General features: G+C 70.0%; 21 protein-coding genes, 2 tRNA genes and 1 pseudogene. 8 read left to right on the top strand and 16 right to left on the bottom strand.

The genetic code is table 11. The features are described from left to right. Nucleotides 1-20 precede the first annotated feature (20 nt). Entirely contained in the window at nt 21-4,019 is a 3,999-nt protein-coding gene (locus tag ACLJT4_RS06050) for a PAS domain-containing protein (RefSeq protein ID WP_411121323.1), read from the bottom strand. A 191-nt stretch (nt 4,020-4,210) separates the two neighbouring features. Then, complete coding sequence (locus ACLJT4_RS06055; RefSeq protein WP_411121324.1) at nt 4,211-4,759, bottom strand: SSI family serine proteinase inhibitor; 549 nt, start codon at nt 4,757-4,759, stop codon at nt 4,211-4,213. Between the two features lie 288 nt (nt 4,760-5,047). On the opposite strand from ACLJT4_RS06055, the gene ACLJT4_RS06060 reads away from it, so the two are divergent. The 4 genes from ACLJT4_RS06060 to ACLJT4_RS06075 all read left to right on the top strand — a co-directional run bounded on the left by ACLJT4_RS06060 (nt 5,048) and on the right by ACLJT4_RS06075 (nt 7,273). After that, nucleotides 5,048-5,138, top strand: a tRNA-Ser gene (locus tag ACLJT4_RS06060). Nucleotides 5,139-5,286: 148 nt separating this feature from the next. Beyond that, nucleotides 5,287-6,303: a GlxA family transcriptional regulator gene (locus ACLJT4_RS06065; protein ID WP_411121325.1), complete on the top strand. Its 1,017-nt coding sequence runs from the start codon at nt 5,287-5,289 to the stop codon at nt 6,301-6,303. A 106-nt stretch (nt 6,304-6,409) separates the two neighbouring features. Beyond that, a complete protein-coding gene (locus tag ACLJT4_RS06070) occupies nt 6,410-7,069 on the top strand; it encodes an HD domain-containing protein (RefSeq protein WP_411121326.1) in 660 nt (219 codons plus the stop codon). A 131-nt stretch (nt 7,070-7,200) separates the two neighbouring features. Next, nucleotides 7,201-7,273, top strand: a tRNA-Arg gene (locus ACLJT4_RS06075). A gap of 78 nt (nt 7,274-7,351) precedes the next feature. Here ACLJT4_RS06075 and xerC read toward each other — a convergent pair. The 11 genes and pseudogenes from xerC to ACLJT4_RS06130 form a co-directional block, all read right to left on the bottom strand. Beyond that, complete coding sequence (xerC, locus tag ACLJT4_RS06080; RefSeq protein ID WP_411121327.1) at nt 7,352-8,587, bottom strand: tyrosine recombinase XerC; 1,236 nt, start codon at nt 8,585-8,587, stop codon at nt 7,352-7,354. Continuing rightward, a complete protein-coding gene (locus ACLJT4_RS06085) occupies nt 8,575-8,790 on the bottom strand; it encodes an excisionase family DNA-binding protein (protein ID WP_411121328.1) in 216 nt (71 codons plus the stop codon). The genes xerC and ACLJT4_RS06085 overlap by 13 nt, the downstream gene beginning before the upstream one ends. Further along, nucleotides 8,787-10,089, bottom strand: a pseudogene (locus ACLJT4_RS06090) (replication initiator). Before ACLJT4_RS06090 ends, ACLJT4_RS06085 begins: the two are co-directional and overlap by 4 nt. Nucleotides 10,090-10,179: 90 nt before the next feature. Then, nucleotides 10,180-10,374, bottom strand: a complete 195-nt coding sequence (locus tag ACLJT4_RS06095) for a hypothetical protein (protein WP_100606025.1) — start codon at nt 10,372-10,374, stop codon at nt 10,180-10,182. Nucleotides 10,375-10,385: 11 nt separating this feature from the next. Further along, entirely contained in the window at nt 10,386-10,577 is a 192-nt protein-coding gene (locus ACLJT4_RS06100) for a mobile element transfer protein (protein ID WP_376170685.1), read from the bottom strand. After that, the gene (locus ACLJT4_RS06105; RefSeq protein WP_411121329.1) at nt 10,577-10,762 is read right to left on the bottom strand and encodes a hypothetical protein; all 186 of its coding nucleotides are present in this window, start codon (nt 10,760-10,762) and stop codon (nt 10,577-10,579) included. The genes ACLJT4_RS06100 and ACLJT4_RS06105 overlap by 1 nt, the downstream gene beginning before the upstream one ends. A 14-nt stretch (nt 10,763-10,776) precedes the next feature. Beyond that, nucleotides 10,777-11,412, bottom strand: a complete 636-nt coding sequence (locus ACLJT4_RS06110; RefSeq protein ID WP_411121330.1) for a DUF2637 domain-containing protein — start codon at nt 11,410-11,412, stop codon at nt 10,777-10,779. 4 nt (nt 11,413-11,416) lie between these two features. Beyond that, nucleotides 11,417-11,602 carry a hypothetical protein gene (locus tag ACLJT4_RS06115; protein ID WP_411121331.1) on the bottom strand — a complete coding sequence of 62 codons (186 nt, stop codon included), beginning with the start codon at nt 11,600-11,602 and terminating at the stop codon, nt 11,417-11,419. Nucleotides 11,603-11,684: 82 nt separating this feature from the next. After that, nucleotides 11,685-13,061, bottom strand: a complete 1,377-nt coding sequence (locus tag ACLJT4_RS06120; protein ID WP_411121332.1) for an FtsK/SpoIIIE domain-containing protein — start codon at nt 13,059-13,061, stop codon at nt 11,685-11,687. A gap of 5 nt (nt 13,062-13,066) precedes the next feature. Next, nucleotides 13,067-13,423 carry a hypothetical protein gene (locus ACLJT4_RS06125; RefSeq protein WP_411121333.1) on the bottom strand — a complete coding sequence of 119 codons (357 nt, stop codon included), beginning with the start codon at nt 13,421-13,423 and terminating at the stop codon, nt 13,067-13,069. A gap of 183 nt (nt 13,424-13,606) precedes the next feature. Then, a complete protein-coding gene (locus ACLJT4_RS06130; RefSeq protein WP_411121334.1) occupies nt 13,607-14,395 on the bottom strand; it encodes a GntR family transcriptional regulator in 789 nt (262 codons plus the stop codon). Between the two features lie 109 nt (nt 14,396-14,504). Between ACLJT4_RS06130 and ACLJT4_RS06135 the strand changes: the two genes are divergently transcribed. The 3 genes from ACLJT4_RS06135 (at nt 14,505) to ACLJT4_RS06145 (ending at nt 15,788) form a co-directional block, all read left to right on the top strand. Beyond that, nucleotides 14,505-14,912 (top strand): NUDIX hydrolase, encoded by a 408-nt coding sequence (locus ACLJT4_RS06135; RefSeq protein WP_411121688.1) that lies wholly within the window; start codon nt 14,505-14,507, stop codon nt 14,910-14,912. A 247-nt stretch (nt 14,913-15,159) separates the two neighbouring features. Beyond that, complete coding sequence (locus tag ACLJT4_RS06140) at nt 15,160-15,387, top strand: hypothetical protein (protein WP_411121335.1); 228 nt, start codon at nt 15,160-15,162, stop codon at nt 15,385-15,387. Further along, nucleotides 15,384-15,788, top strand: a complete 405-nt coding sequence (locus ACLJT4_RS06145; RefSeq protein WP_411121336.1) for a hypothetical protein — start codon at nt 15,384-15,386, stop codon at nt 15,786-15,788. Before ACLJT4_RS06140 ends, ACLJT4_RS06145 begins: the two co-directional genes overlap by 4 nt. A 368-nt stretch (nt 15,789-16,156) precedes the next feature. Here ACLJT4_RS06145 and ACLJT4_RS06150 read toward each other — a convergent pair whose 3' ends face one another. From ACLJT4_RS06150 to ACLJT4_RS06160, 3 genes are all read right to left on the bottom strand, one after another. Beyond that, nucleotides 16,157-18,751, bottom strand: coding sequence for an NB-ARC domain-containing protein (locus ACLJT4_RS06150; protein ID WP_411121337.1), 2,595 nt, complete (start codon nt 18,749-18,751; stop codon nt 16,157-16,159). Between the two features lie 686 nt (nt 18,752-19,437). Continuing rightward, nucleotides 19,438-19,779 (bottom strand): hypothetical protein, encoded by a 342-nt coding sequence (locus ACLJT4_RS06155; RefSeq protein ID WP_411121338.1) that lies wholly within the window; start codon nt 19,777-19,779, stop codon nt 19,438-19,440. Between the two features lie 180 nt (nt 19,780-19,959). Further along, nucleotides 19,960-20,433, bottom strand: coding sequence for a tyrosine-type recombinase/integrase (locus ACLJT4_RS06160; protein WP_411121339.1), 474 nt, complete (start codon nt 20,431-20,433; stop codon nt 19,960-19,962). Between the two features lie 353 nt (nt 20,434-20,786). On the opposite strand from ACLJT4_RS06160, the gene ACLJT4_RS06165 reads away from it, so the two are divergent. Next, a complete protein-coding gene (locus ACLJT4_RS06165) occupies nt 20,787-21,038 on the top strand; it encodes a hypothetical protein (protein ID WP_411121340.1) in 252 nt (83 codons plus the stop codon). The last annotated feature ends 20 nt before the right edge of the window (nt 21,039-21,058 follow it).

The following is a 21,058-nucleotide window of genomic DNA, read 5'->3' on the forward strand; positions in this document are numbered from 1 at the left end:
GTGTTCGTGCGGCGGTCCGGCTAGTTCGTGCCGATCTTCGCCAGCAGGTCCACGATCCGGGCCTGCACCTCGGCGCTGGTGGACCGCTCCGCCAGGAAGAGCACCGTCTCCCCGGAGGCGAGACCGGGCAGTTGGGTCGGGTCCAGGTCGGCGGAGGTGTAGACGACCAGCGGGGTGTGGTCCAGATGCCCGTTGGCGCGCAGCCAGTCGACGATGCCGGCCCGGCGGCGGCGCACCTGCATCAGGTCCATCACCACGAGGTTGGGTCGCAGCTGCGTCGCCAGCGCGACCGCGTCGGTGTCCGCGTCAGCCCGGGCGACCTGCATGCCGCGCCGCTCCAACGACGCGGTCAGCGCGCCCGCGATGGCGTCGTTCTGCTCGATGAGCAGCACCCGTGCCGGCTGGTCCTCGGCGTCCCGCGGGGCGAGCGCCTTGAGCAGCACGGCCGGATCGGCGCCGTACGCGGCCTCCCGGGTCGCCTGCCCCAGCCCGGCGGTGACCAGGACGGGCACCTCCGCGGCCCCCGCCGCCTGGCGCAACGACTGTAGTGCGGTGCGGGTGATCGGCCCGGTCAGCGGGTCCACGAAGAGCGCCGCCGGGTACGCGGCGATCTGCGCGTCCACCTCCTCACGGGAGTTGACGATCACGGGGCGGTAGCCGCGGTCGCTGAGCGCCTGCTGGGTGGCGACGTCGGGCGCCGGCCAGACCAGCAGCCGACGCGGGTTGTCCAACGGCTCCGGGGGCAACTCGTCGTCCATCGGCGGCTGTTGACGCTCCGTCACCTCGATGGCGCCATTCGGCCCGTCCAACGGCTCGGGACCCTCACTGCCCTCGTCGGGCGCGGAGATGGCGAACGCCCGGCCCTCACTGGCGTCCATCAGGTGCGGCTGCGGACCCGGCTGCTTGGGGCGGGCCGCCGCCTGGTGCGGGGCACCGGGCGCGGCGACCTCGGCGGTCGGGCCGCGTTCGTCCTCCGGCGGCGGCGCGGCGAGCTTGCGCCGACGACCGGAACCGGTGGGCGTGCCGCCCGGCGGCGTGCTCGTGCCGCCCGCCGGGGTCGCGCCGGGCTGCGGCGCCGGACGCTGCGGATCGGTCAACTGCTGGGCGAACGGGACGCCCTGGCCGAGCGTGCGCACGCTGAAGGCCCGCCCGGCGGTGTGCCCGGACTCGTCGTCGGCCGGCGGCAGCGGCTGCCGGGGCTGCGGCGGCACGGCGGCACCCGACGGAGCCGGCCCGCCCGCGGGACCCGGCGCCGGGGCGGCCGCGGTCTCCTCGACGGGGCTGGGGCGACCCCGACGGCGGCCGGTGGGCGGGGTCGGGGCGGGGGCGGGGCCGCCGGCGATGCCGGGGGCGGTGCCGGTGCCCGTGTCCGTCGCCTCCGCCGGTGCGTCCGGACCCGCGGGCTGTGCGACCAGGCCCTCGGGGCCCGCCACGAACGTGCCGGACGCCTCGGAGTCGGCCATCGCCGCGGCCGCGCGCTCCTCGGCGGCGGCCCGCCGCGCCCGGCGCCGGCCGGTCGGCTCGGCGTCCCAAGTCCCCGGTGCTTCGGGGGAGTCGTCGGCCGGGGTCGGTTGCCCGGCCGGTGCGCCGGCGGGCGCCTCCGGGCCCCCGGCCACCGGGCGGCGTGCCCGGCGCCGGCCCGTACCGCCGGCCTCCTGCGGTCCGCCCGCCACCGGCCCCGGGACCTCGGCGGGCACCGGCGCCCCGCCCGCGACCGCGGGCAGCGCCGGCTGTGCGGTCGGCGGCTGCGGTGCCCGGTCCGCCGCGGCGGGCGGCAGGGCGAACGGCGAGCGCGCCGGGGCCGGGGCCTGCGCGGCGGCCCGGCCGCCGGCCTGCTGCGGAGCGCCACCACCGGGGGCGCCGGGCGCCCCCGGCTCGCCGGCCCGCTCGGGTGCCTCGGCCAGCGCCCGGCGGGTCCGTCGGCCGGCGGCACCCGGAGCGGAACCCTGCGCCAGTGCCGGCAGCAGACCCGGCGCCGTCCCCTGCGACCGCCCCGCCTGCGGCCCCTGCTGGGCCGGCTGTTGCCCCTGTGACTGTCCCTGCTGCTGTCCCTGCTGCTGTCCCTGCGGCGGCACCGGCCCGAGCGCCGGGCCCGCCGCCGGGGTCAGGCCGGCTGCTGCCGGCCGCCCGGCCGGGGCCCCGTCACCGGCCCCGGACGGCAGCGCGGGCAGCGCCGAGCCCTCGGTCGCCGGCCGCGCCCGACGGCGACCGCTCGGCGGCACCGCCTCGGCGCCCGTCGGCAGCCCCGCCCCCTGGGTGCCGTCGGCGCCGGCACCGGGCTCCGCACCCGGGCGACGGGCCCGCCGACGCCCGGTCGGCTGCCCGCCGCCGGTGCCGTTCGCCGCTTCCGCACCCGCGGCCGGCTCCCCGGCCGCGATCTGGCCACGGCCGTCCGTGCCCGGGCCGGCCGGGGCCGCGGTCGTTCCGTCGGCGGGCTCGGCACCGTCGGCCCCGTCGTCCGGCGCCGCGGCACCCTCGGCCGCCTCGTCGTCCGCCGGCTCCGGTTCGTCGATCAGCACCGGCAGTTCCAGCACGAACGCGCTGCCGCCCGCGCCGGACCCGCCCGGCACCTGGTGCGTCTGGATCAACCCGTCGTGCATCCGCACGATCCCGCGGACGATCGGCCCGTGGACCGGATCGCCGCCGCCGAACGGCCCGCGCACCTCGATGCGCACGACCTGGCCGCGCTTGGCCGCCGCCACCACGATCGTCGAGTCGCCGGGCACCGGACGTCCGCCCGGCCGTCCGGCGCCGTCACCGACCGCGTGCCGCCCGGTGGAGTCCACCCCGGCGACGTCCGCGATCAGGTGCGACAGCGCCATCGCCAACCGCTCCGCGTCCACCAGTGCCGCTATCGGCGGCGCGTGCACCGCGAACTGCGCCCGGCCCGGCCCGATCAGCTCGATCGCGCCCTCCACGCCGGCCGCGACCACCTGGTCCAGCGACACCTTGGTCCGCTTGAGCTTGTCCTTGCCGGAGTCCAACCGCTGGTAGCCGAGGACGTTGTCGACCAGCGTCGTCATCCGGGCGTGCCCGGCCGCGAGGTGGTGCAGCATCTGGTTCGCCTCGGGCCACAACTGCCCGGCCGGATCGGCGGCCAGGGTGCCCAGCTCGCCGCTCAGCTCGGACAGCGGCCCGCGCAGCGACTGCCCCAGGACGGCCAACAGTTGCGCGTGCCGCGCCGCCAGCGCGTCGAGGGGCCGGCGGTCGGTGAACGTCATCACCGCGCCCACCAACTGGTCGCCGTCCCGCACCGGCGCCGTCGTCAGGTCGACGGCGACCGCCCGGCCGTCCTTGGCCCACAGCACCTGCCCGCGCACCCGGTGCTTGCGGCCGGACTTGAGGGTGTCGGCGAGCGGGGTGTCCTCCAACGGCAGCTTCGAGCCGTCCGCCCGCGAGTGGTGGACGAGCGGGTGCAGCTCCTTGCCGCCCAGCTCGCTCGCCCGGTAGCCGAGGATCTGCGCCGCGGACGGATTGACGAGGACCACCCGGCCCTCGGAGTCGACGCCGACGACGCCCTCCGCCGCGGCCCGCAGGATCATCTCGGTCTGCCGCTGCTGGCGCGCCAGCTCGGTCTCGGTGTCCAGCGTCCCGGTCAGGTCCCGCACCACGAGCATCAGCAGTTCGTTGCCCGTGTAGCCGTTGCGGTGGTCAGCGTAGGCCGCCTCGAAGGCGGACTCGTACGGGGTGCGGCCGTCCTCCAGGTTGGCGCTGGTCACCTCGACCAGCAGCTCGCCGCCGTCGGTCCGGCGCGCGACCATCCGCGTCGGCTTCGTCCGTCCCTCGACCTCGTCGTCCCGGCGCCGCATGGAACCGGGGATCCGCTTGGAGTCGAAGGAGGGCAGCAGGTCGAGGAGGCCCCGGCCGACCAGGGCGGTGCCCGGCGCCTCGAACATCTCCAGCGCGATGGCGTTGGCGTTGACGACCGTGCCGTTGCAGTTGACCAGCAGCAACGCGTCCGGGAGGGCGTCCAGTATGGCTGCGAGGCGAGCAGCGCCTCGGGATGGCCTGCTGCTCACGCGACGCTTCCTCCCTGTTACCGCATCTTGCCGATCCACCATGGCGGATCGCTGGGATGGAGTCTACGGGCACATGCCGGGGACGCGGAGGCGGATGACGACCCGCTTATGCCGCGCCCCGACGCGACTCCCCGCACGCCCGACATGTGCCCCTCGTCCGGATCTGACGCGCTACTCCGGCACGAACCGGGTCAGGAAACGGTCGTCGGGAGCATCGGTTGGAAGCGGCTCCAGCGTTCGATCTCACACCCGTTGGTGCGCTTGAAGTCGGCGTTCACCCGGCGTCCCGCCCAGGTCCCGGTGACGTGCGCCCGCGCCGGACCGCCGTACATCATCGTGCACTGCGCCCCCTGCGGCACGGGGGCGAACGCGTCCTTGCCCCACCGCGTCATCCGGTCCAGCCGGTCGCAGGCGCGCCGGGCGTCGAAGTGGTTGCCGCCGCGCGGATGGCAGTACAGCTCGAACCTGCCGTCGGTGCGCTCCGCGCCGGAACGGGTCACGGTGATCGTGAGGTGGTCCGCGCGCCGCCCGCCCGGCCGGTCACCGGACCCCGCGGCGCCGGGACCGCCATGCCCCAGCAGTGGCAGCACGTCGTGGTGGTACGGCAGCGGGATCGGCGCCGCGGAGGCGGCCGGCGCCAGCACGAGCGCCGGCACCGCGCACGCGGCGGCCGCGAGCGCCGCGGCGAACCTCGGCAGCGACCGGGCGCGGAACGGGGACGGGATCCGGCGAGGGGACATCACGGGCTCCTGACGGGCGAGTGCGGGGCGGCCCGCCGCAAGGCGGCGGGACCGGCCCGTACGGGACGGTCGGCGGTACGCGGTCGGTACGCGCCGGGGGCGCACGACACGCGTGCGTCGGTGCCGCCCCGACTCGGTTAACGCGCCGCCGGCCGTGACGTTGCGCCGCAGGAACGTCTTTGCCGGGTGGCCCGCGGGCCGAGTACCGTAGGGGGCGATTGGTGACAGGCCACCGAGCTGTGTCATCATCTGGTCACGCCACATCGCGCTCACGCGCGTCAGGTGTGTGGAGGCGTCGCCTAGTCCGGTCTATGGCGCCGCACTGCTAATGCGGTTTGGGTTTTAACACCCATCGAGGGTTCAAATCCCTCCGCCTCCGCTCTTGCACCACCCCGGGCCCGGTCATCACGACCGGGCTCGTTTTTTTGCCCGCCCGCCGCCACCGGACCACCGCGGCACCGGACCACCGCGGCACCGGCCCGGCGGGCTGCGGCCCTGCACCGCCCCCGCCGCCTACGCTGCCGGTCATGTCCCTGCCGAGGTCGACACCGCCAACCCGGTCCGTCCCCGAGCGGTCCGCCCCCACCCCGCGCACCGTCGTGATGCTGGCCTTCGAGGGCGCCCGACTGCTCGACGTCACCGGCCCGTTGGAGGTCTTCAGCTCCGCCGCCCGCCTCGGCGGCCGCTACGCCGTCCGCACCTGCTCCCCCGACGGCCGGACCGTCACCACCGCCTCGGGCACCCGCCTGGTGGTCGACGCGGCGGTGCCGGAGGTCGCCGGCCGCCCCGTGGACACCGTTCTCGTCCCCGGCGCCGAGGAACTCACCCAGGGCCGCTTCCCGCCCGGCCTGCTGGACGCCGTCCGCAGCCTCGCCGGCCGCTCCCGCCGGGTCGCCTCGGTCTGCGCCGGGGCGTTCGCCCTGGCCGGGGCCGGGCTGCTGGACGGACGGCGGGCCACCACCCACTGGCGCCACACCGCCACCCTCGCCGCCCGCCACCCCACCCTCACCGTCGACCCGGACGCGCTCTACGTCCGCGACGGCGCGCTCTTCACCTCCGCCGGGGTCTCCGCCGGCATCGACCTCGCCCTGGCCCTGGTGGAGGCCGACGAGGGCCCCGACCTGGCCCGTGAGGTCGCCCGCGACCTGGTCGTCTTCATGCAGCGGCCGGGCGGCCAGTCACAGTTCTCGGTGCCCGCCCGCACCCCGCGGCCCCGCCACGACGCACTGCGCGCCCTCCTGGACGCGATCGCCGCCGACCCGGCCGCCGACCACTCCAACACCGCGCTGGCCGCCCGCGCCGGCCTCAGCCCCCGTCACCTCACCCGGCTCTTCCGCGAGCACACCGGCACCACCCCGGCCGGCTACGTCGAGGCGGTGCGCCTGGAGGCCGCCCAGACCTTCCTCGCGAACGGCGAGACGGCCACCGCCACCGCCCGCCGCACCGGCATCGGCAGCGACGAGTCCCTGCGCCGCCTCTTCCTCCGCCGCCTGGGCGTCACCCCCTCCGCCTACCGTTCCCGCTTCCGCACCACCACCCGCTGACCGCCACCGGCGCGCGCCGCACGTCCCCGTCGGATGTCCGCATCCGTGGGCCATGTGGCCGGCACGCACCGGGCGCCGACCACTCCCGCCGCGCGAACCTTCCCCCATGACCACCAACGACCCCGCCCCCACGTCCACCCTCGCCGGCATCCCCGTCCCGGACAGCCGCCTGGCCCGCGAGGCCACCGAACTGGTCCGCGACGTCACCGACGACCTGATCTACCACCACTCGCACCGCGTCTACCTCTTCGGCGCCCACCACGGCCTCACCCACCGCCTGGCGTTCGACCCCGAGCTGCTCTACGTGGGTGCCCTCTTCCACGACCTCGGCCTCACCGAGAAGTTCCGCACCTCCCAGCAGCGCTTCGAGATCGACGGCGCCGACGAGGCCCGCGCCTTCCTGACCGCCCGCGGCATCCCCGAGGACCGCGCCCGCCTGGTCTGGGAGGGCATCGCCCTGCACACCACCCCGGAGATCCCCCACCACATGGCCCCCGAGGTCGCCCTCGTCACGGCCGGCGTCGAACTCGACATCCTCGGCATCGGCTACGACGCCCTGCCCCCGCAGACCCGCGAGGCCGTCGTCGCCGCCCACCCCCGCCCGGACTTCAAGCGCCGCATCCTGCGCGCGTTCCACGCCGGCCTGGCCCACCGCCCCCAGACCGCCTTCGGCAACGTCAAGGCCGACGTCCTCGACCGCTTCGAAGCGGACTACACCCGCCCGAACTTCGTCCGGATCATCGAGGACTCCCCCTGGCCGGCCTGACGCGCAACACGGGCGCACGGGCGTTTTCGCAGGTCAGGCAGGGTGTGGGAACTGGATTTCGCCTTACGGCGCAGCTCATGTAATGTTTCTCCTGCAACGCCGACCGGCAAGAAAAACCGCCGGAAAGCCAAGCGCTCGTAGCTTAACGGATAGAGCATCTGACTACGGATCAGAAGGTTGCAGGTTCGAATCCTGCCGAGCGCACAGCAGGCCAAAGCCCCCGCCGGGTTCTCCGGGCGGGGGCTTTGTCGTGCGGTACAGCAGTGAAGTACAGCAACGGGGTCAGCCGGCGCCGCCCATGGCTCCGGAGAGCATCGCCAGGGCTTCACGCACCGCTGCGTCATCCGCTTCGGCGTAGACCTCCATCGTCATCGCGATCTGCGAGTGCCGGAGGATGCGCTGAGCCACCCTGGGGTGGACCTTCAGGAGCACCAGCAGCGCGGCGCAGGCGTGCCGGGTGTTCCGCAGCGGGATGACCCGGAGCCCGGCGCGACGCGCACGCAGCGCGAACATGCGGGTCAGGTTCCCCGGCTCGATTGGCGTGCCGTACTTCGTCGTGAAGATCAGATCGTGGCTGTCCTGCCACAGGTCTCCGGCTGCCTTCCGGTCCCCGGTCTGCTGAGCACGACGAACCCGGAGCGCCTTGAGGCAGAGCGCCGGCAGCGGTAGGAAGTCGTCCGACTCCTCGGTCTTCGTCTCCCGGTGGAGGATCTGACGGCCCGCCCGCTGGATCTGGTGGTCCACGTACAGCTCGCCCGCTTCGAAGTCGACGGACTTCCAGGTCAGTCCCAGCACTTCGCCCCGGCGGAGCCCCAGGCACAGGACGAGCACCCAGGCCGCGAAGAGCGGATCCTCACGGGCCACCGCGTCGGCGAGGAACCGGCTCGCCTCAGCCGCGGACCAGGGCTTGATGCGACGGCGGCGCGGCTTGGGGACCTTGACCAGGGCGGCGACGTTCTTCCCGATCTCCTCTTCGGCGACGGCGTGGGTGAGAGCTGCCCGCAGGGCATCGCGGGCAGCCTGGACGACGCGGCGGGACGGGTACGCCTCGCAGCACTCGCCGGCGGCACAGCAACGTCGGCTTCCGGGAGCCCGCTTGGCGTCCTTCCCCTGGGCGCAGCACTGGCAGATGCCGGAGAGCTTGGTCAGCCACTCCCGCACATCGCGCACGGTGAGCTTGTCGAGGCGCTTGGGGCCCAGGTGCGGCGCGATGTAGAGCCGCACGGAGCCCTCGTACGACACGTACGTCAGCGGGGCGAGGTTGGGCTTCACGATCGACTCAAGCCAGTAGGAGAGGAAGGCGGCAAGCGTGCGGTGGCGCGTGGCCACCGGTCCCTTCTTCGCTTCCATGTGGAGCTTGAGCCACTTGTCGTGGACCTCGTCGCGGGTCTTGCCGTAGACGTACTTGCGCTTCTTCTGACCGTCGGGGGTGGTGACCCAGACGTAGGCGGCGAAGCCGTTCTTGTAGGGGTAGATGGAACCTTCGCCGTTGCCGCGCTTGCCGCTCATGCCGACCACTCCATCTCCATCTCGGCCTCACGGGCGAGGCGTTCGACGTACTCGTCGACCCAGCGGGGGAGGATGCGGCGGTTGCGGCCGTCCTTGATGGAGCGGATCTCGCCGGTGAGCACGAGCATCTTGGTCTTGGACAGGCCGTAGCCGAGCATCTGCGTGACTTCGGCGGTGGTGTGCCACTTCCTTTCGATCACTGTGGTGGTCATGGCTGGTTGTCTCCTTCGGCTTCGGGGTGGGGGTGTTCGCGGTGGAGGGTGGTGGCGAGCCAGGATTCGCCGGGGGTGAGGCCGGTGCCGGCGAAGGTCCAGTGGGAGAGGACGAGGGTGGTTTCGTCGGTGGCGGTGGGCGTCGGTTCCGGGGGGGTTGGGCTGGGCTTGGAGGCGTTGCCATTCGGCGCGGGCGGTGCGGAGGGCGCCGAGGGTGGTGGAGTAGTGGCGGGTCTTGGTGGAGAAGTGGCCGCGGAAGCCGAGCATGTGGGCCCAGGAGCGGAGGCGGAGGTCTTCGAGGTCGCGGCGTCCGCCGAGGGTCCAGGCGGTGCGGATCATGCGGCGGGCGTGGTCGTTGATGTCGAGTTGGGCGAGTTCGGCGAGGAACTTGAGCGGGCGGTCGAGGGTGCCGGTGGCTGTTTCGGCGCCCTTGGTGGCGTACTTGGCGATGTAGGCGGCGACCGCGCGTTCGGTTAGTTCGGTACCGCCGTCGAGGTCGGCGGAGCGGATCGGGCGGATGTCGAGTTGCTTGCCGAAGGTGAAGGTGTGGGGCCTGCCGTCGATGGTTGGGCCGGGCACGGTGGCTTTGGTGGTGGCGGCCTGGATGGCGTCGGTCAGGAGGTCGGTGGTGGCCCAGGTCGGGGGTGGGGTGTTGCTGCCGGCGGGGCCGTCGAGGCGGATGACGGCGTGGAAGTGGACCGCGCCGCGTTTTTGGTACTCGGCGACCTTGGCGAAGGAGACGCGGACGTGGTGGCGGAAGGCCCGTTGGGTGAGACCGGCTCGCTTGGCGATCTCTCGGCGGAGGTAGATGGAGAAGCGCCGCCACAGGGCGCCGGCGTGGGCGTTCCACAGCACCGCTGACTCGTAGTCGTACGCGTTCGGGTTGAGCGCGGTGCCCAGCGCGGGGGCGTCGTCGGGGTGGCGGGTGCCGCAGCGGCAGGGGCGGGCCGGTCCGCCCTTTCCCGTAGGGCGGTTGTGGACGGGGCCGAAGGACGGAGCGGTGAAGGTGGCGAACACGCGGGGGTGGGTGGCGACTTGTTCGGGGGTTCCTTTGCCGCCGCGGAGGCCGGTGGTGATCAGTTGGTAGGTGTCGCGGCGGTAGGTCTCGGCGCAGGCGGGACAGCGGGTGGTGCGGCGGTTGTTGCAGCGGACCAGGAGGTGACCGGCGGGCAGGTCGCTGGCATGCAGCTCGGAGAGGATCTGGCCGGTGGTGGGGTGGATCTCGGTGCGGTGGCCGTCGAGGCGGATGGGTTGGCCGCACCCGCCCAGGCCCCGGAGTTGCCGGAGCAGGGCGGGCATGGTGCCCAGTGAGGCCAGCGCAGCCAGGTGCGTGATCGGCGGCGTGGTGCGGGCGGACATCGGGTGATTTCTCCTTGGTTGGCTAGTCGTCTAGATGTGTGTGCCGTTGACGATGTGGACTCCGGTGCGGGTGCCGGACTCCACGGCGGGGGCGAGGAAGGTGTGGGCGAGCCAGAAGCCGAAGAGGGCGATGGCGACGGCCGCCCACATGCGGATGCCGAGGAACTTGATCGCGGCCCAGGCGACGACGCCGAGCACGAGGACCAGGGGCAGGGTGACGGTCACGGGCGGGCCTTTCAGCGGACGGGGCAACGGTGGGTGCGGGCCGCCAGCTCGGCGGCGGCGCGGCTGTCGTAGTCGGCGGAGAAGCCGCAGCGCGGGGCGGTGCACGCGGCGGTGTGCTTCTCCCGGCCCCGCATGTCGTAGGCGGTGCCGACCTGGACGGGGCCGATGCGGGCGACGTTGCGGAAGCGGCGGTTGGCGACCATCAGCGCTCCTCCGGCTTACGGACGAAGTCGTCGGCGTGTTCGGTGAGCCACTGTGCGATCTCTTGGCTCTCGTCCGGATCGGCGGTGAGGATGACGGGCTCGGCGGTGGCCATGGCCTCAACAAAGCGGCCAGCACGGGTGAGTTCGGCGGCGCGTTGTAAGGCGTGCAGGGTGGACGGGCGCATGGGGTGTTCTCCTGTCACAGTCGGGCGGCGACGGCTTCGGCAAGCTGTGTGGGGATGCCGAGGCGGGCGCGCAGGGTCGTGGTGTCGATGGGGGCGCCGGTACGGGCGTGGTGGTCGGCGGCGACCTGGCGGGCGTGGTCGACCAAGGCGGCCGGGACGGATGGGACGGGCGAGGCCGAGGGCGCAGGGCTGGGCGGCGTGACCGGCTCGGCGGGCGGCGGTACGGGTGCGGAGGCGTTGGCCTTTTCCGGTTTCCGCTCGGGTGCTTTCTCGGCTGTTGTCTGCTGTGGGGTGGAGTGCGCGAGCAGTGATCCGCCGAGGAAGGCGACCGCTGGCCAGCCGGCGACGAGGATGCGGAGCCAGGCGGGGACGGCGTGCAGGTCGAGGAGGCCGGCGGTGGCCACGTTGGCGCCGAGTGAGGCCGTCAACGCGATGACGAACCAGCACCACCCGCTCCGCTTGTCCGTCCCGGACCGCAGCCGCCGCCAGGCCGCCATGAGGAGCAGGTCCACCGACACCGGGTAGGCCCATGCCTTCCAACCGTCCTGCCCGGCTGCCACGGCGATGTCGTGGAGGTGGGCGAAGGACAGTGCGGCGGCGATGACGGCCTGGATGAGGACCGCGTCCACGCGGGCGAGGTACGCAGGCACTGACCTAGCCCCTCGCCGGTGCGGTGGGCGGGACGGCCCGCGGGCCGAGAACGGCCAGCAGCTCGGCGCGTTCGGCTTCGGTGGTGGCATTCCGGTACAGGCGACGGGCGTCCGCCAGCGCGGTTGCGTAGTCGCCAGCTCGTACGGCCTTCTCGATGCGGTGGATGGATTCGCGTGTCTGATCGCGCATGGGTGGACCTCCTTCCGGTTTCAGGCATGGAGTGGGTAGGGACCTGGCGCGAAGCGGTCGCGCCGACCGTTGAGGGTGTGGGTCAGCTGGTGGCCGGCAGTGCTTTGACCAGCGGAATCGCCGAGTCAGAAGGGCCGGCCGAAACGACGGGCCGGAAGCGATCGAGCGCCGGAATGTCCGGGACCAAGTGGGCCGAGGCGGTGCAGGCGGCGGCGGCGTCGGCGAGCGACAAATACGGGGTGCGGATGCGGGACCAGCCGCCGGAGGTGTCCCCGGCGACGGCCAGGCCAGGGCGTTCGGGCGCGATGCCGCAGGCGGCGATGACCGCCTCAGGGGCGATGTCCCCGAGCGCCATCTTCGCCGAGGCTTCGTCGTTGACCCGGTGGCAGACGCGGCCGGTGAGCTGGGCGCGGAGCATGGTGGCGCCCTTGCCCAGCTCGGCGCCGAAGCGCTGGCCGCACACTTCGAGGTAGATGCCGGCGGCGCGGCCGAGTTGGGCGAGACGGATGAGCTGGGTGACCATCTCGTCCCGCCGTTCCTCGTCCTTGCGGGTGGCGACCATGAACAGCTCGGCCACCTCGTCGACGACGACCACCACCGGAACCGGGCGTTCGGACTCGGGCAGGCCCCAGATGTCGGAGGTGATCTCCTCGTCCGGGGTGCCCGGGGCGACGCCCTGCCTGGCCTTGATCAGGTCGTACCGGTCCTCCATCAACCGCACGAGCACGGGCAGCAGTTCAGCCGCCTGCCCGGGGTCCGTGGCCAGCGCCGACAACCGAGGGGCGAACGGCGCCAGCTCCACGCCCCGCTTGCAGTCGATCCCGACCAGGGCGACCGGCTGTCGGGCTAGCCCGGCGACCAGGTGGCGCAGGAACATCGACTTGCCCGACAGAGTGGCGCCCAGGGTGAGTTGATGCGGGACGGTGCGGTAGTCGCGGACGTATGCGGTCGCGTCTTCCCGCAGCGCCACCGGGACCTTCAGCAACCCGCCCTCGACCTTGCGCGGCATCCGGACCTTGCGGAGCACGTCGAAGCCGACGAGTCGCAGTTCGACGACGCCCGGCTTGACCTCGGTGACGTACACGGCGTGAACGCCCCAGGCGTGCCGCAGCCGTTCAGCGGAGGCCGTCACGTCAGCCGGTTCCTGGCCCGGAGCCAACCGCAGCCGGAGCCGCATGCCCGTCGAGGTCGGGCGAATCAGGCCCCGGCGCGGCGGAACCGGCCGTACCTCGCGCCGAGTCGTCGCCTGGACGAGCAGAGCGCGGAGCCGGGACGGCTGGACGGTCAGCCCGCACGCCTCCATGGTCGAGCCGTACGTGCCGAGCAGGCGGGCGGTGGAGATTGGCAGGCCGGCCGTGCACCAGAAGGCGGCCGGGTGCTTCGCCCGGAGGTAGGCGCCCCCGCCACCGAGTGCGGCGACCGGAGCACCCACCTCCAGCAACGTCAGCAGATCGGACATGGCGATCAGGCCGCCACCGAAGCCGGCACGGGGAACTCGCCGGGCATCACAGCGGTGGCACGGAAGGCGATGCCGTGGCGCTCCTGGCCGTTGAAGGTGGACTCCCAGGGGCGAGCCACCAGCCCGGCCAGCGAGACAGGCGCGCCGACCGTCAGCCCCTCGGTCAGTCCGTTCTCCGGCACGGTGACCTTGAGGAGCGCCGACTCGCCGCCCTCGATGTAGACGACCCCGACCGTCCACAGCACGTCACCGGTGTTGGCGTCGGTGGCGACCTCGCCGGTCCGCCGGTCCTTCAGCTTCTTCTCCGGAGCCTCGGTCAGCAGGATCGTGGCCGCCGAGGTCTCCACGCGGATGGAACGCAATGCCTTCTCCTCCTCCATGACAGCTAGTCATCTAGACAAGCTGCCGTCGTCACCCCGCAATCCGGGGGCGTGCGCATCACTATGACATAGAGACAGCTACTCGTCTATATATGTTGGCTGTCTCGTGTGTACGAGTCGACGGAGGGGAGGGCGGAAGCGCATCGCGTTCCATCCGCCCCGTCATCAGGTGGCGGGGAGCTGGTAGTTCAGGACGTAGGCGTCAGCGGCCATCACCGTGTCGCAGACCTCGACCGCACGTCCTTCGCTGTCGTGCGCGGTGCGGATCAGGTGAATCACCGGGACGCCGGAGGCCAGCCGGAGCGTTTTGACCTCCTGGGGCGAGGGCATCCGGGCGCGGATCTCCTCGTCGAAGTGGTCGAGGCGGTGCCCCAGCTCTTCCAGCCGGGCGTAGATGCCGCCGGGGCCGGGGTTCGGCTCGGCGATCGGGGTGCCGGTCGCCAGATCCAGCGGGATGTACGAGGTGGCGAACTCGACCGGTCGGCCGTCGAGCAGGTAGCGGCGGCGACGAGCCAGCACGCGGCGCGGTCCACCCAGGCGCGTGGCGATGTCCTGCGAGGGGCGCTCCTCCTTCACCTCCAGGCTGTCCACCTCCGGTCGACTGCCCGCGGCTTCCGCCTCCACGGTGAACGCGGACTTGCCCTGCTCCCGGTGCCGCCGGGCGAAGCGGTCCGAGGCCAGCCGCCGGACCGGCGGACGCGGCCGGACGAAGACGCCCTTGCCGTGCTCCGAGACCACCAGGCCCTCGCCCTGGAGGACGGACAACGAGTTCCGGACGGTCATCCGCGAAACTCCGTAGTGTTCGATCAGCTCAGTCTCGGACGGGAGCTTGGCGCCCTCCTTGAACCGGCCCTTGTCGATCGCCTCGCGGAGCTGATCGGCGATCTGCCGGAACACCGCACGGTCACTGGTGGGGTCCAGTGCGCCGAGCAGGGCAGTACCCTGAGCGGGCATTTTGGCTCCTTTAGGTATCTAGACGAGCGGCTGGCGCTTATTGCTACGGTGGGAAGCCTAGCCAGCCGAAGGGGATGGAAGTTCCGTGAGCGCCGAGCGTCCGCACTCCGTGAGCGTCGCCGGAGTCATCGTCGACGACCGGGGCCGGGCCCTGCTCATCCAGCGCCGGGACAACGGCCAGTGGGAACCGCCCGGCGGCGTGCTCGAACCAGGCGAGACCATCCCCGAAGCGCTCCAGCGCGAAGTCCTCGAAGAGACCGGCATCAAGATCGCCCTCCCGGCGACCCTGACCGGCATCTACAAGAACATGACCGGCTTGATCGTCTCGATGGTCTTCCGCTGCGAAGCGATCGACGGCACCCCCACGACCGGCGAGGAAACCCGTGCCCTGCGCTGGGCCACCCGCGAGGAAGTCACGGAACTCGCCGACGAGGCGTACGCGATTCGCGTCCTGGACGCCCTTGACGCGACTTCGCCACCCGCCGTGCGAGCGCACGACGGCGTGAAACTCATCTAGCTCGAACCCACTACCCATAGCGGCCCACCAGCACAAAGGAACTTGTATGCACGAGTATACGAGCAGTCGCCTAGCTGTTGGAGGCGAACGCCCAACTTCGCTGGAGGAAGGTGTCGGTGTCGGCGGCGGATGGACGCTGCGCGACATTGCCCGCGATCAAGCGGTCGGTGCTGCTGCCGGCTACCGGTGCGAAGCCGTTGCCCACTCATTCCCTGAAGGCAGTTCCGTTCCGCTCAGCTCAGGCTCGGTGGCTACTCCACGCCTGGCACTGCGGTGGCTCCGCAGCCGAGCCATCGACATCGCGGACCAGCTCGACGCCGCGGCAGCCCGACCGATCCGCCACTGGCTCAGCGATCACGCCGCCCATGAGTACGCGCTCTTCGCCCTTGCCCGGGGCGACTCCTACCTCCTCACGATCTTCGAGGAAGCCACCCGCTACACGCTGTCAGCGAGCCCCGCATGGAGCGCCAAATGACTCCCGCAGCCATGCCCGTCCTTCGCCCCGGTTACTGGTGCGAGTGCTGGACCCAGAGCCCGGCGACCGGTGAGGCCCCCGTCCTCCTCGCCTCCTGCCAGGCCGACAACGCCGTCCAAGCCGTCCGCTGGATCCGCGTCGCACTCCGCACCATCACCTCAGCCCTCGAACCCGAGGCAGCCGCATGCGCCCGGAGCTGGCTGGCCGGCGGTTACGTGGCCGCCATCGAGGCCCTGGCGTACACCACGCCCTACGAGATCACCGTCAGCCACCGCGACACCCACATCGAGTGGACCGCCCGGCCCGTGCTCTTCGTCGGCCTGGCCCACCGCGAGGCGACCGAACTCCCAGCTTGCGCCGAGAAGTTCACGCCACGCCCGAAAGCCCCCACGCCCTACTGAGTAACAACCTTCTCTACGGGTTCAAGGCGGCTCGCTTGCGCTCGCCGCGCGCGGCCCGGCCCCCGGCCGGGCCTGCGCTCCTGTCTCCGCCCCGCTCCAGCCCGGCCGGCGCCCGTCCCGCGCGCTCAACGATCAGCCGCCTGGGGCCAGAGACGGGGTGCGTCGTGGCTGGGGCGGTCGGCTCCACGGCTTTAGGCAGCCACTTTGGGGCGAGCCTCTAAGATCATGGCCCCAACGTCGTGCTTTACCGGGCAGGTCCACAGACTGCCCGACGCGCCATCAGCTTACGGGGCCATGATCACTCGCCCCAAAGCAGCTCCAGCCCAAAACCGCTCCGCCGACCCTGCGCTAATGGCCTCGCATCCTGGCTACTCGTCTACGGCGATAGGAGATACGTAGTTGGCGCGTGGACGGTCCCCTTTGCCGTGCTCGTCGACTTCAAAAATGACGTGTACGCCGACAGGGTTAAGGGAGTCCCATTTCACGCCGTGTCCTTCTTGGACTGCCGCCCCCGGAAAGAACACGTCGCTGGGATAGTCGGGATGCGAGATGAAACCGAAAGTTCCGCGCCAGGCCTTAACAATCCCTCGGGGTGACACATCTGAACTACCGCCTAGTTTCGGCTTGGCCACATTTACCAAGTCCTCGCAAAGGCTTGACACTTCTTCGCTGATGCCCGATAGACGATACAACTTGCCGACCCGCCCGGGAAAGTGGCGCCATGCAGCGCAGCGCTCAAAAAGGACAGCATGACGCTTCACTCCTTTCAGGATGCGGACTGCATCATTCTCGAAAATGGGAGGAAACAACCCGAGTTCGCCAATCGCTCGCAGGAAAGCATTCGCACTTTCAAGAAGCATTTCGGCTAGTCGTTGATCCCACGCCCCCGAGTCTAGCTCCTTAATGCCCTGAGAGAATCCTGCTGACGCCTTATGAGCGGCTTCTATGGGACGCCGATCATCTTCAAGTAGCGACTCAGACCACCGGCGCCAGGAGTCGACGAGACTGGTGAGGATGATCAGTCGAAGCCTTCCTCGACCAGTCATGTTTTCTAGGGCCCATTCAAGGTGTACCTGGGACTCTTCGTAATTGCGGGCCCACAGATTAATTTTACCCAGTAGCTGTGCGGTGTCAGCAGTTTGAAAGTGCTCATGCGCTGACTCTGCCAGAGGTAGAGCGGCATCCACATCGTGGCCGCGGCCGGCAAGGTGCCCCGCAAAATAGTAGGAGATAACGGCCTTACCGGCCTCGTCAGCCTTACGCAGGGCCGAGCGGTAAAGGGAGCTAGCCTGGTCGATTTGATCGTTTTGGGAGAGGATGAAGGCTTCTACGCGATCCACCTCCCAGAACTCGGGATTCAGCGCCCGGGCACGCGTCAGGTAACTCTGAGCACGGTCGATCGACCCCGCGCGCGACTGCGCCAACGCGAGCCTCAGCAGATGGGCTGTGGGCTCGTCATGCGGCGAACGAACCCTCACAACGTTGGGGGCGAGCTGACGCTTACTTTCGTCCGCACGACGTTGCTCCTCTGAGCGCTTGAACTCCTGCTCTCGCAGCAGTGTGCTACTGATGTCCGCTTTTGGCGGCGGGGCGACTCGGCGCAGGAAGTGTTGAGCCGCTTCAGTTATCTGAACTCGTGAAATCAACTCGTCATCAGGATCTGGCTTCTGACTTACCAGCGAACCCGCACTTAGCTCCTTAACTGCTAGGTTCAGGGCGTCGATTGGGGAGTCGGTCAGGACTGCCAGCTCGTCGAATGTCGAAGATCGATCAAGAGCATAGAGAACGGACAGGATGGCTTTTGGTGTTTCGCTGAGGGCGTCAAAGACCGACCGGACACAGAAGTCGATCAACTCGTCCTGATCAGTCAAAGTGGGATGAGGTTCTCTCCCGGATTCAACGGAAAGGACGTACCATCGAATAGCCAAGGGGCTGAAGCGCAGCCGAGTGACAATCTGCTCGACAGTTTCCTGCTTCAGGCTTGCCAAGAATTCAGCCCGCCCTCCGCGCGCTCTAGCAAACGACCTGAAGAGTGTCTGCGCGTCCTTCTTCTCCAGTGGGGGAAGAGGGATTCGGCGCTCGATTTGCCCCACGCCGATCCTACTCGTCATGAGATACGTGACGTTATCGGGGAGCGTTTCGTACAGCGTTACGATCTCGCTACCGCTAACGGTTTCGAGGTTATCGATGATGATTAAGGCCTCAATGCCCTGGAGGGCTTCGGCCAGCTCTTCAGCACCGCCCTTAAAATCTTCTGCTAGCACCTTGCCCAAGGTCTGAGTGGCACCTGTAATATCGCGTACTGCGCCCGCAATCTCGATGACTCCGTTAGCCGTTAGCCGCTCCGTCTTCAAAGACGTCCACAGAATGCACTCATAAGGGGAATCCGGGTTGTCAAGGAGTGAATAGGCCACGTCAGATGCGAGGGCCGTCTTACCGATTCCGCCTTCCCCCGTAATGGTGATCATTGGCTCACGGCGCCTCAAAAGGTGCCTTACTATGGCACTACATGCCTGAGACCTTCCGATAAGGCCAGTGTCGTCATAATCGAATGGCGGAAGATTGTGGAGAATCCGGTCAGAGTAGCGCCGATCTGCGCCGTTGAACGCTGGCTCCCACTCCGGCTCAGCGCTCAACCTGTCCAAGGTGTCGCGCATTGTTGGCCAAAATCGACTCTTGAATTCCCGACATGCGCTTACTGCCTTTTCGGCGTCACCAGCTTGTAGGGGACGCCCGTGCATGACGCGGTTGCGGATCGGTACCAGGGTGTCCATTCGTGGCGTGCCGAGGCGTAATTCTCGGGCCAGCTCCACAGGGAGTGCTTCCCGATGTCGGTTCAGAATGTCGTACGCCTCACGCATGTCGAGGTATTCGACAATGGAGAGCTCGTCGTCACTGGCGTCAGCGTGACGGCGTTCAGCTGCCCGCACGTAGCTGTCACCCAGAGCCTCGGTCTCACTCATGTGGTCGAGGATGAACCGCAAGAGCATCTGCCGTACGTCAGATTCGAACGAGTCCACGAGTACGTAAAGTCGTGCACGCGTCATGCGAGTGTGAAGCAAGGGGCCCCCTCAGCCTTATCGACCTCAGGCTAAATGAAGGATGACGCCATGTCAGGAGAGTCGTCACAGGAGGGGCAGGCGCTTGCGGCACGCAGAGCGCATGGGGGCGCACGCCCTGCGCGTGGCGACACAGACGGTTAGCCAACCCAGCGAGCACCGGTGACAGACGTCCCCCTGGGGCGGTCCGACGGCCGGCGGCACGGCAGTGAGCTACCGCTCTCAACCGCCACTGCGGGAACGGTGGGGCGTGCCAGACCCCCGCCAGCTCGTGCGGGAGCCTCGTCTGCGGCCGCACCACAAGCGCACCAGATCGAGTGGGGAACAGCGGGGAACCACGGTGAAAGCAACTGAGCCCGACGATGCCGCACCTCGGCCGTTCGCGCAGGTCAGCGTCCGAACCAGCCCCGTATGATCGCAGCTTCCCAAGCTGAGGGCTCCACCACCGTTGTCACGGACCGGCCGTCGTGTCTTGCTCTGGCCGACGTCATCGAGCAGCGTGGCTGAGGTCGGTGGGGGTGGAGCGAGACATACGCGCGCCTGATCGGTCGGCACACCCGCCATCGTGGCTGACGATCGTCGGCTGAGGTTCAGACGTGGGTCTGCCGCACACCGGTCCACGTGATCAGCCTGCTGCCGTCTTCGGTGAGGAACAGCATGAACATCCAGGAGTCATCGGCGGCTCTGATCTGCCCCAGGCGAACTGGCTGCTGATGCCGGCCGAGCAGCTCCACGGCTTGTGCCAGGTTCGTGGTCTCGATGCCCCGGCGGCGCGTGTGCCGCAGCCGACGTCCATAGACAAGGGCGAGCGCCGAAGCAGACGTGGCTCCGTCCCAGATCAGGTGGGAGCCACCACAGCGGAGCGCAGCCAAAGCTGCCACGGACGCCTCGTCGTTTCCCACCAACAGCCGTTCGTGTAGATCCCGTTCCATGCCATCCCCCCACCAGGTTCCTGCTGTGCAGCAGCTGGATACAGCAACCACAGCAACCGGCTCCGCCCCGTAGCGTCCTTTCGGGACCGATGCGCGACCTGTGTGACCGTCTCTGACCGATCTCTCTAGAGCTACGGATCAGAAGGTTGCAGGTTCGAATCCTGCCGAGCGCACAGCAGGTCAGAGGCCCCGTCGAGAAATCGACGGGGCCTCTGGCGTATGCGTTGACGGCAGTTTTGACGGCAACCGCCTCCAATGGCTGATCGGGGACAGCCAGGCGGTCACCAGGGCGCCTGCCGCACCGTCGTCATCGTCCGGCGGGGTGCCGTCACCCCTCAGCGCGTTCCCAACGCGGTCGAACGCGGAGCGCTGGGAGCCGAGGCGGACGAAGGTGTAGACGTCCATGGTCACGCGGATGGAGCTGTGGCCCAGGACTTCCATGATCATTCGGGCATCGGCGCCCTGTTCGTGGAGCAAGGACGCGCACGTGTGCCGCAGGTCATGGAAGCGGGCTTTGTGGATACCGGAGCGGACGCAGAGCGTTTCGAAGGACCGGTTCAGGTTGCGGGGCTCGAGGGGAGTCCCGTTCTTCAGGGTGAAGACCAGACCGTGTTCCGTCCCCTTCCAGGTGTCCCCCGCGGCCTTCCGGTCCAAGCCCGTGGATCTCCCCGGGGCTGACGTGGACAGCATCCCTGCGCCGACTTCGGCACCCGGCCCGAGCCCATCACCTTGAGTGCTACGGGCATCGATCGAGGGCTACTGGCGGCGTAACGACCAGCATGGCGGCGAAACGCCGCGACCAGCGGTGGTGGGGCAACTCCGGTATGTCGTGTGGCTCTTGAGCGAGAGCAAGTCCGGAATCTTCAAGAACGACTTGTACGGGGTCGCGGTCGCAGCCGAACTCGCCCGGCTCACTGGCTGGACTCACTTCGACGCCCGCCGGTACAACCAGGCCCGCGCCTACTTCACTGATCAGGGCCATCGACCGTTTCGACTGCGAACGCAGGGTGGAATTCACGACGTTCGCGATGCCGACCGTGGTCGACGAGATCAAGCGCCGCTTGAACGTGGATGCCATGCGCAGGGAGCACGGGACCAACCAGCGAGGACGAGCCTTCCACGCCTTCTGGCTGGCCCGGACCCGAGACCACCTCGGCAAGCCATCAGACTTGCACACCGCCTCGGAGGCACTGGCGCCGGCATCAGCGGTTGCTTCCGAACGGCTGGTCGCCCACCTGAGCGAGTTCTACGGACACTGACTCCGTACCGTGGTATGCCT

It is taken from the genome of Streptomyces sp. x-19, assembly GCF_046549115.1.
Classification (GTDB): Bacteria; Actinomycetota; Actinomycetes; order Streptomycetales; family Streptomycetaceae; genus Streptomyces; species Streptomyces albulus_C.

What these genes read in the sequence shown, in the direction of transcription:
- ACLJT4_RS06055 (WP_411121324.1), bottom strand. Translation starts at nt 4,759, where the DNA reads ATGTCCCCTCGCCGGATCCCGTCCCCGTTCCGCGCCCGGTCGCTGCCG.
- ACLJT4_RS06065 (WP_411121325.1), top strand. Translation starts at nt 5,287, where the DNA reads ATGTCCCTGCCGAGGTCGACACCGCCAACCCGGTCCGTCCCCGAGCGG.
- ACLJT4_RS06070 (WP_411121326.1), top strand. Translation starts at nt 6,410, where the DNA reads ATGACCACCAACGACCCCGCCCCCACGTCCACCCTCGCCGGCATCCCC.
- ACLJT4_RS06085 (WP_411121328.1), bottom strand. Translation starts at nt 8,790, where the DNA reads ATGACCACCACAGTGATCGAAAGGAAGTGGCACACCACCGCCGAAGTC.
- ACLJT4_RS06100 (WP_376170685.1), bottom strand. Translation starts at nt 10,577, where the DNA reads ATGGTCGCCAACCGCCGCTTCCGCAACGTCGCCCGCATCGGCCCCGTC.
- ACLJT4_RS06105 (WP_411121329.1), bottom strand. Translation starts at nt 10,762, where the DNA reads ATGCGCCCGTCCACCCTGCACGCCTTACAACGCGCCGCCGAACTCACC.
- ACLJT4_RS06115 (WP_411121331.1), bottom strand. Translation starts at nt 11,602, where the DNA reads ATGCGCGATCAGACACGCGAATCCATCCACCGCATCGAGAAGGCCGTA.
- ACLJT4_RS06120 (WP_411121332.1), bottom strand. Translation starts at nt 13,061, where the DNA reads ATGTCCGATCTGCTGACGTTGCTGGAGGTGGGTGCTCCGGTCGCCGCA.
- ACLJT4_RS06130 (WP_411121334.1), bottom strand. Translation starts at nt 14,395, where the DNA reads ATGCCCGCTCAGGGTACTGCCCTGCTCGGCGCACTGGACCCCACCAGT.
- ACLJT4_RS06145 (WP_411121336.1), top strand. Translation starts at nt 15,384, where the DNA reads ATGACTCCCGCAGCCATGCCCGTCCTTCGCCCCGGTTACTGGTGCGAG.
- ACLJT4_RS06150 (WP_411121337.1), bottom strand. Translation starts at nt 18,751, where the DNA reads ATGAGTGAGACCGAGGCTCTGGGTGACAGCTACGTGCGGGCAGCTGAA.
- ACLJT4_RS06155 (WP_411121338.1), bottom strand. Translation starts at nt 19,779, where the DNA reads ATGGAACGGGATCTACACGAACGGCTGTTGGTGGGAAACGACGAGGCG.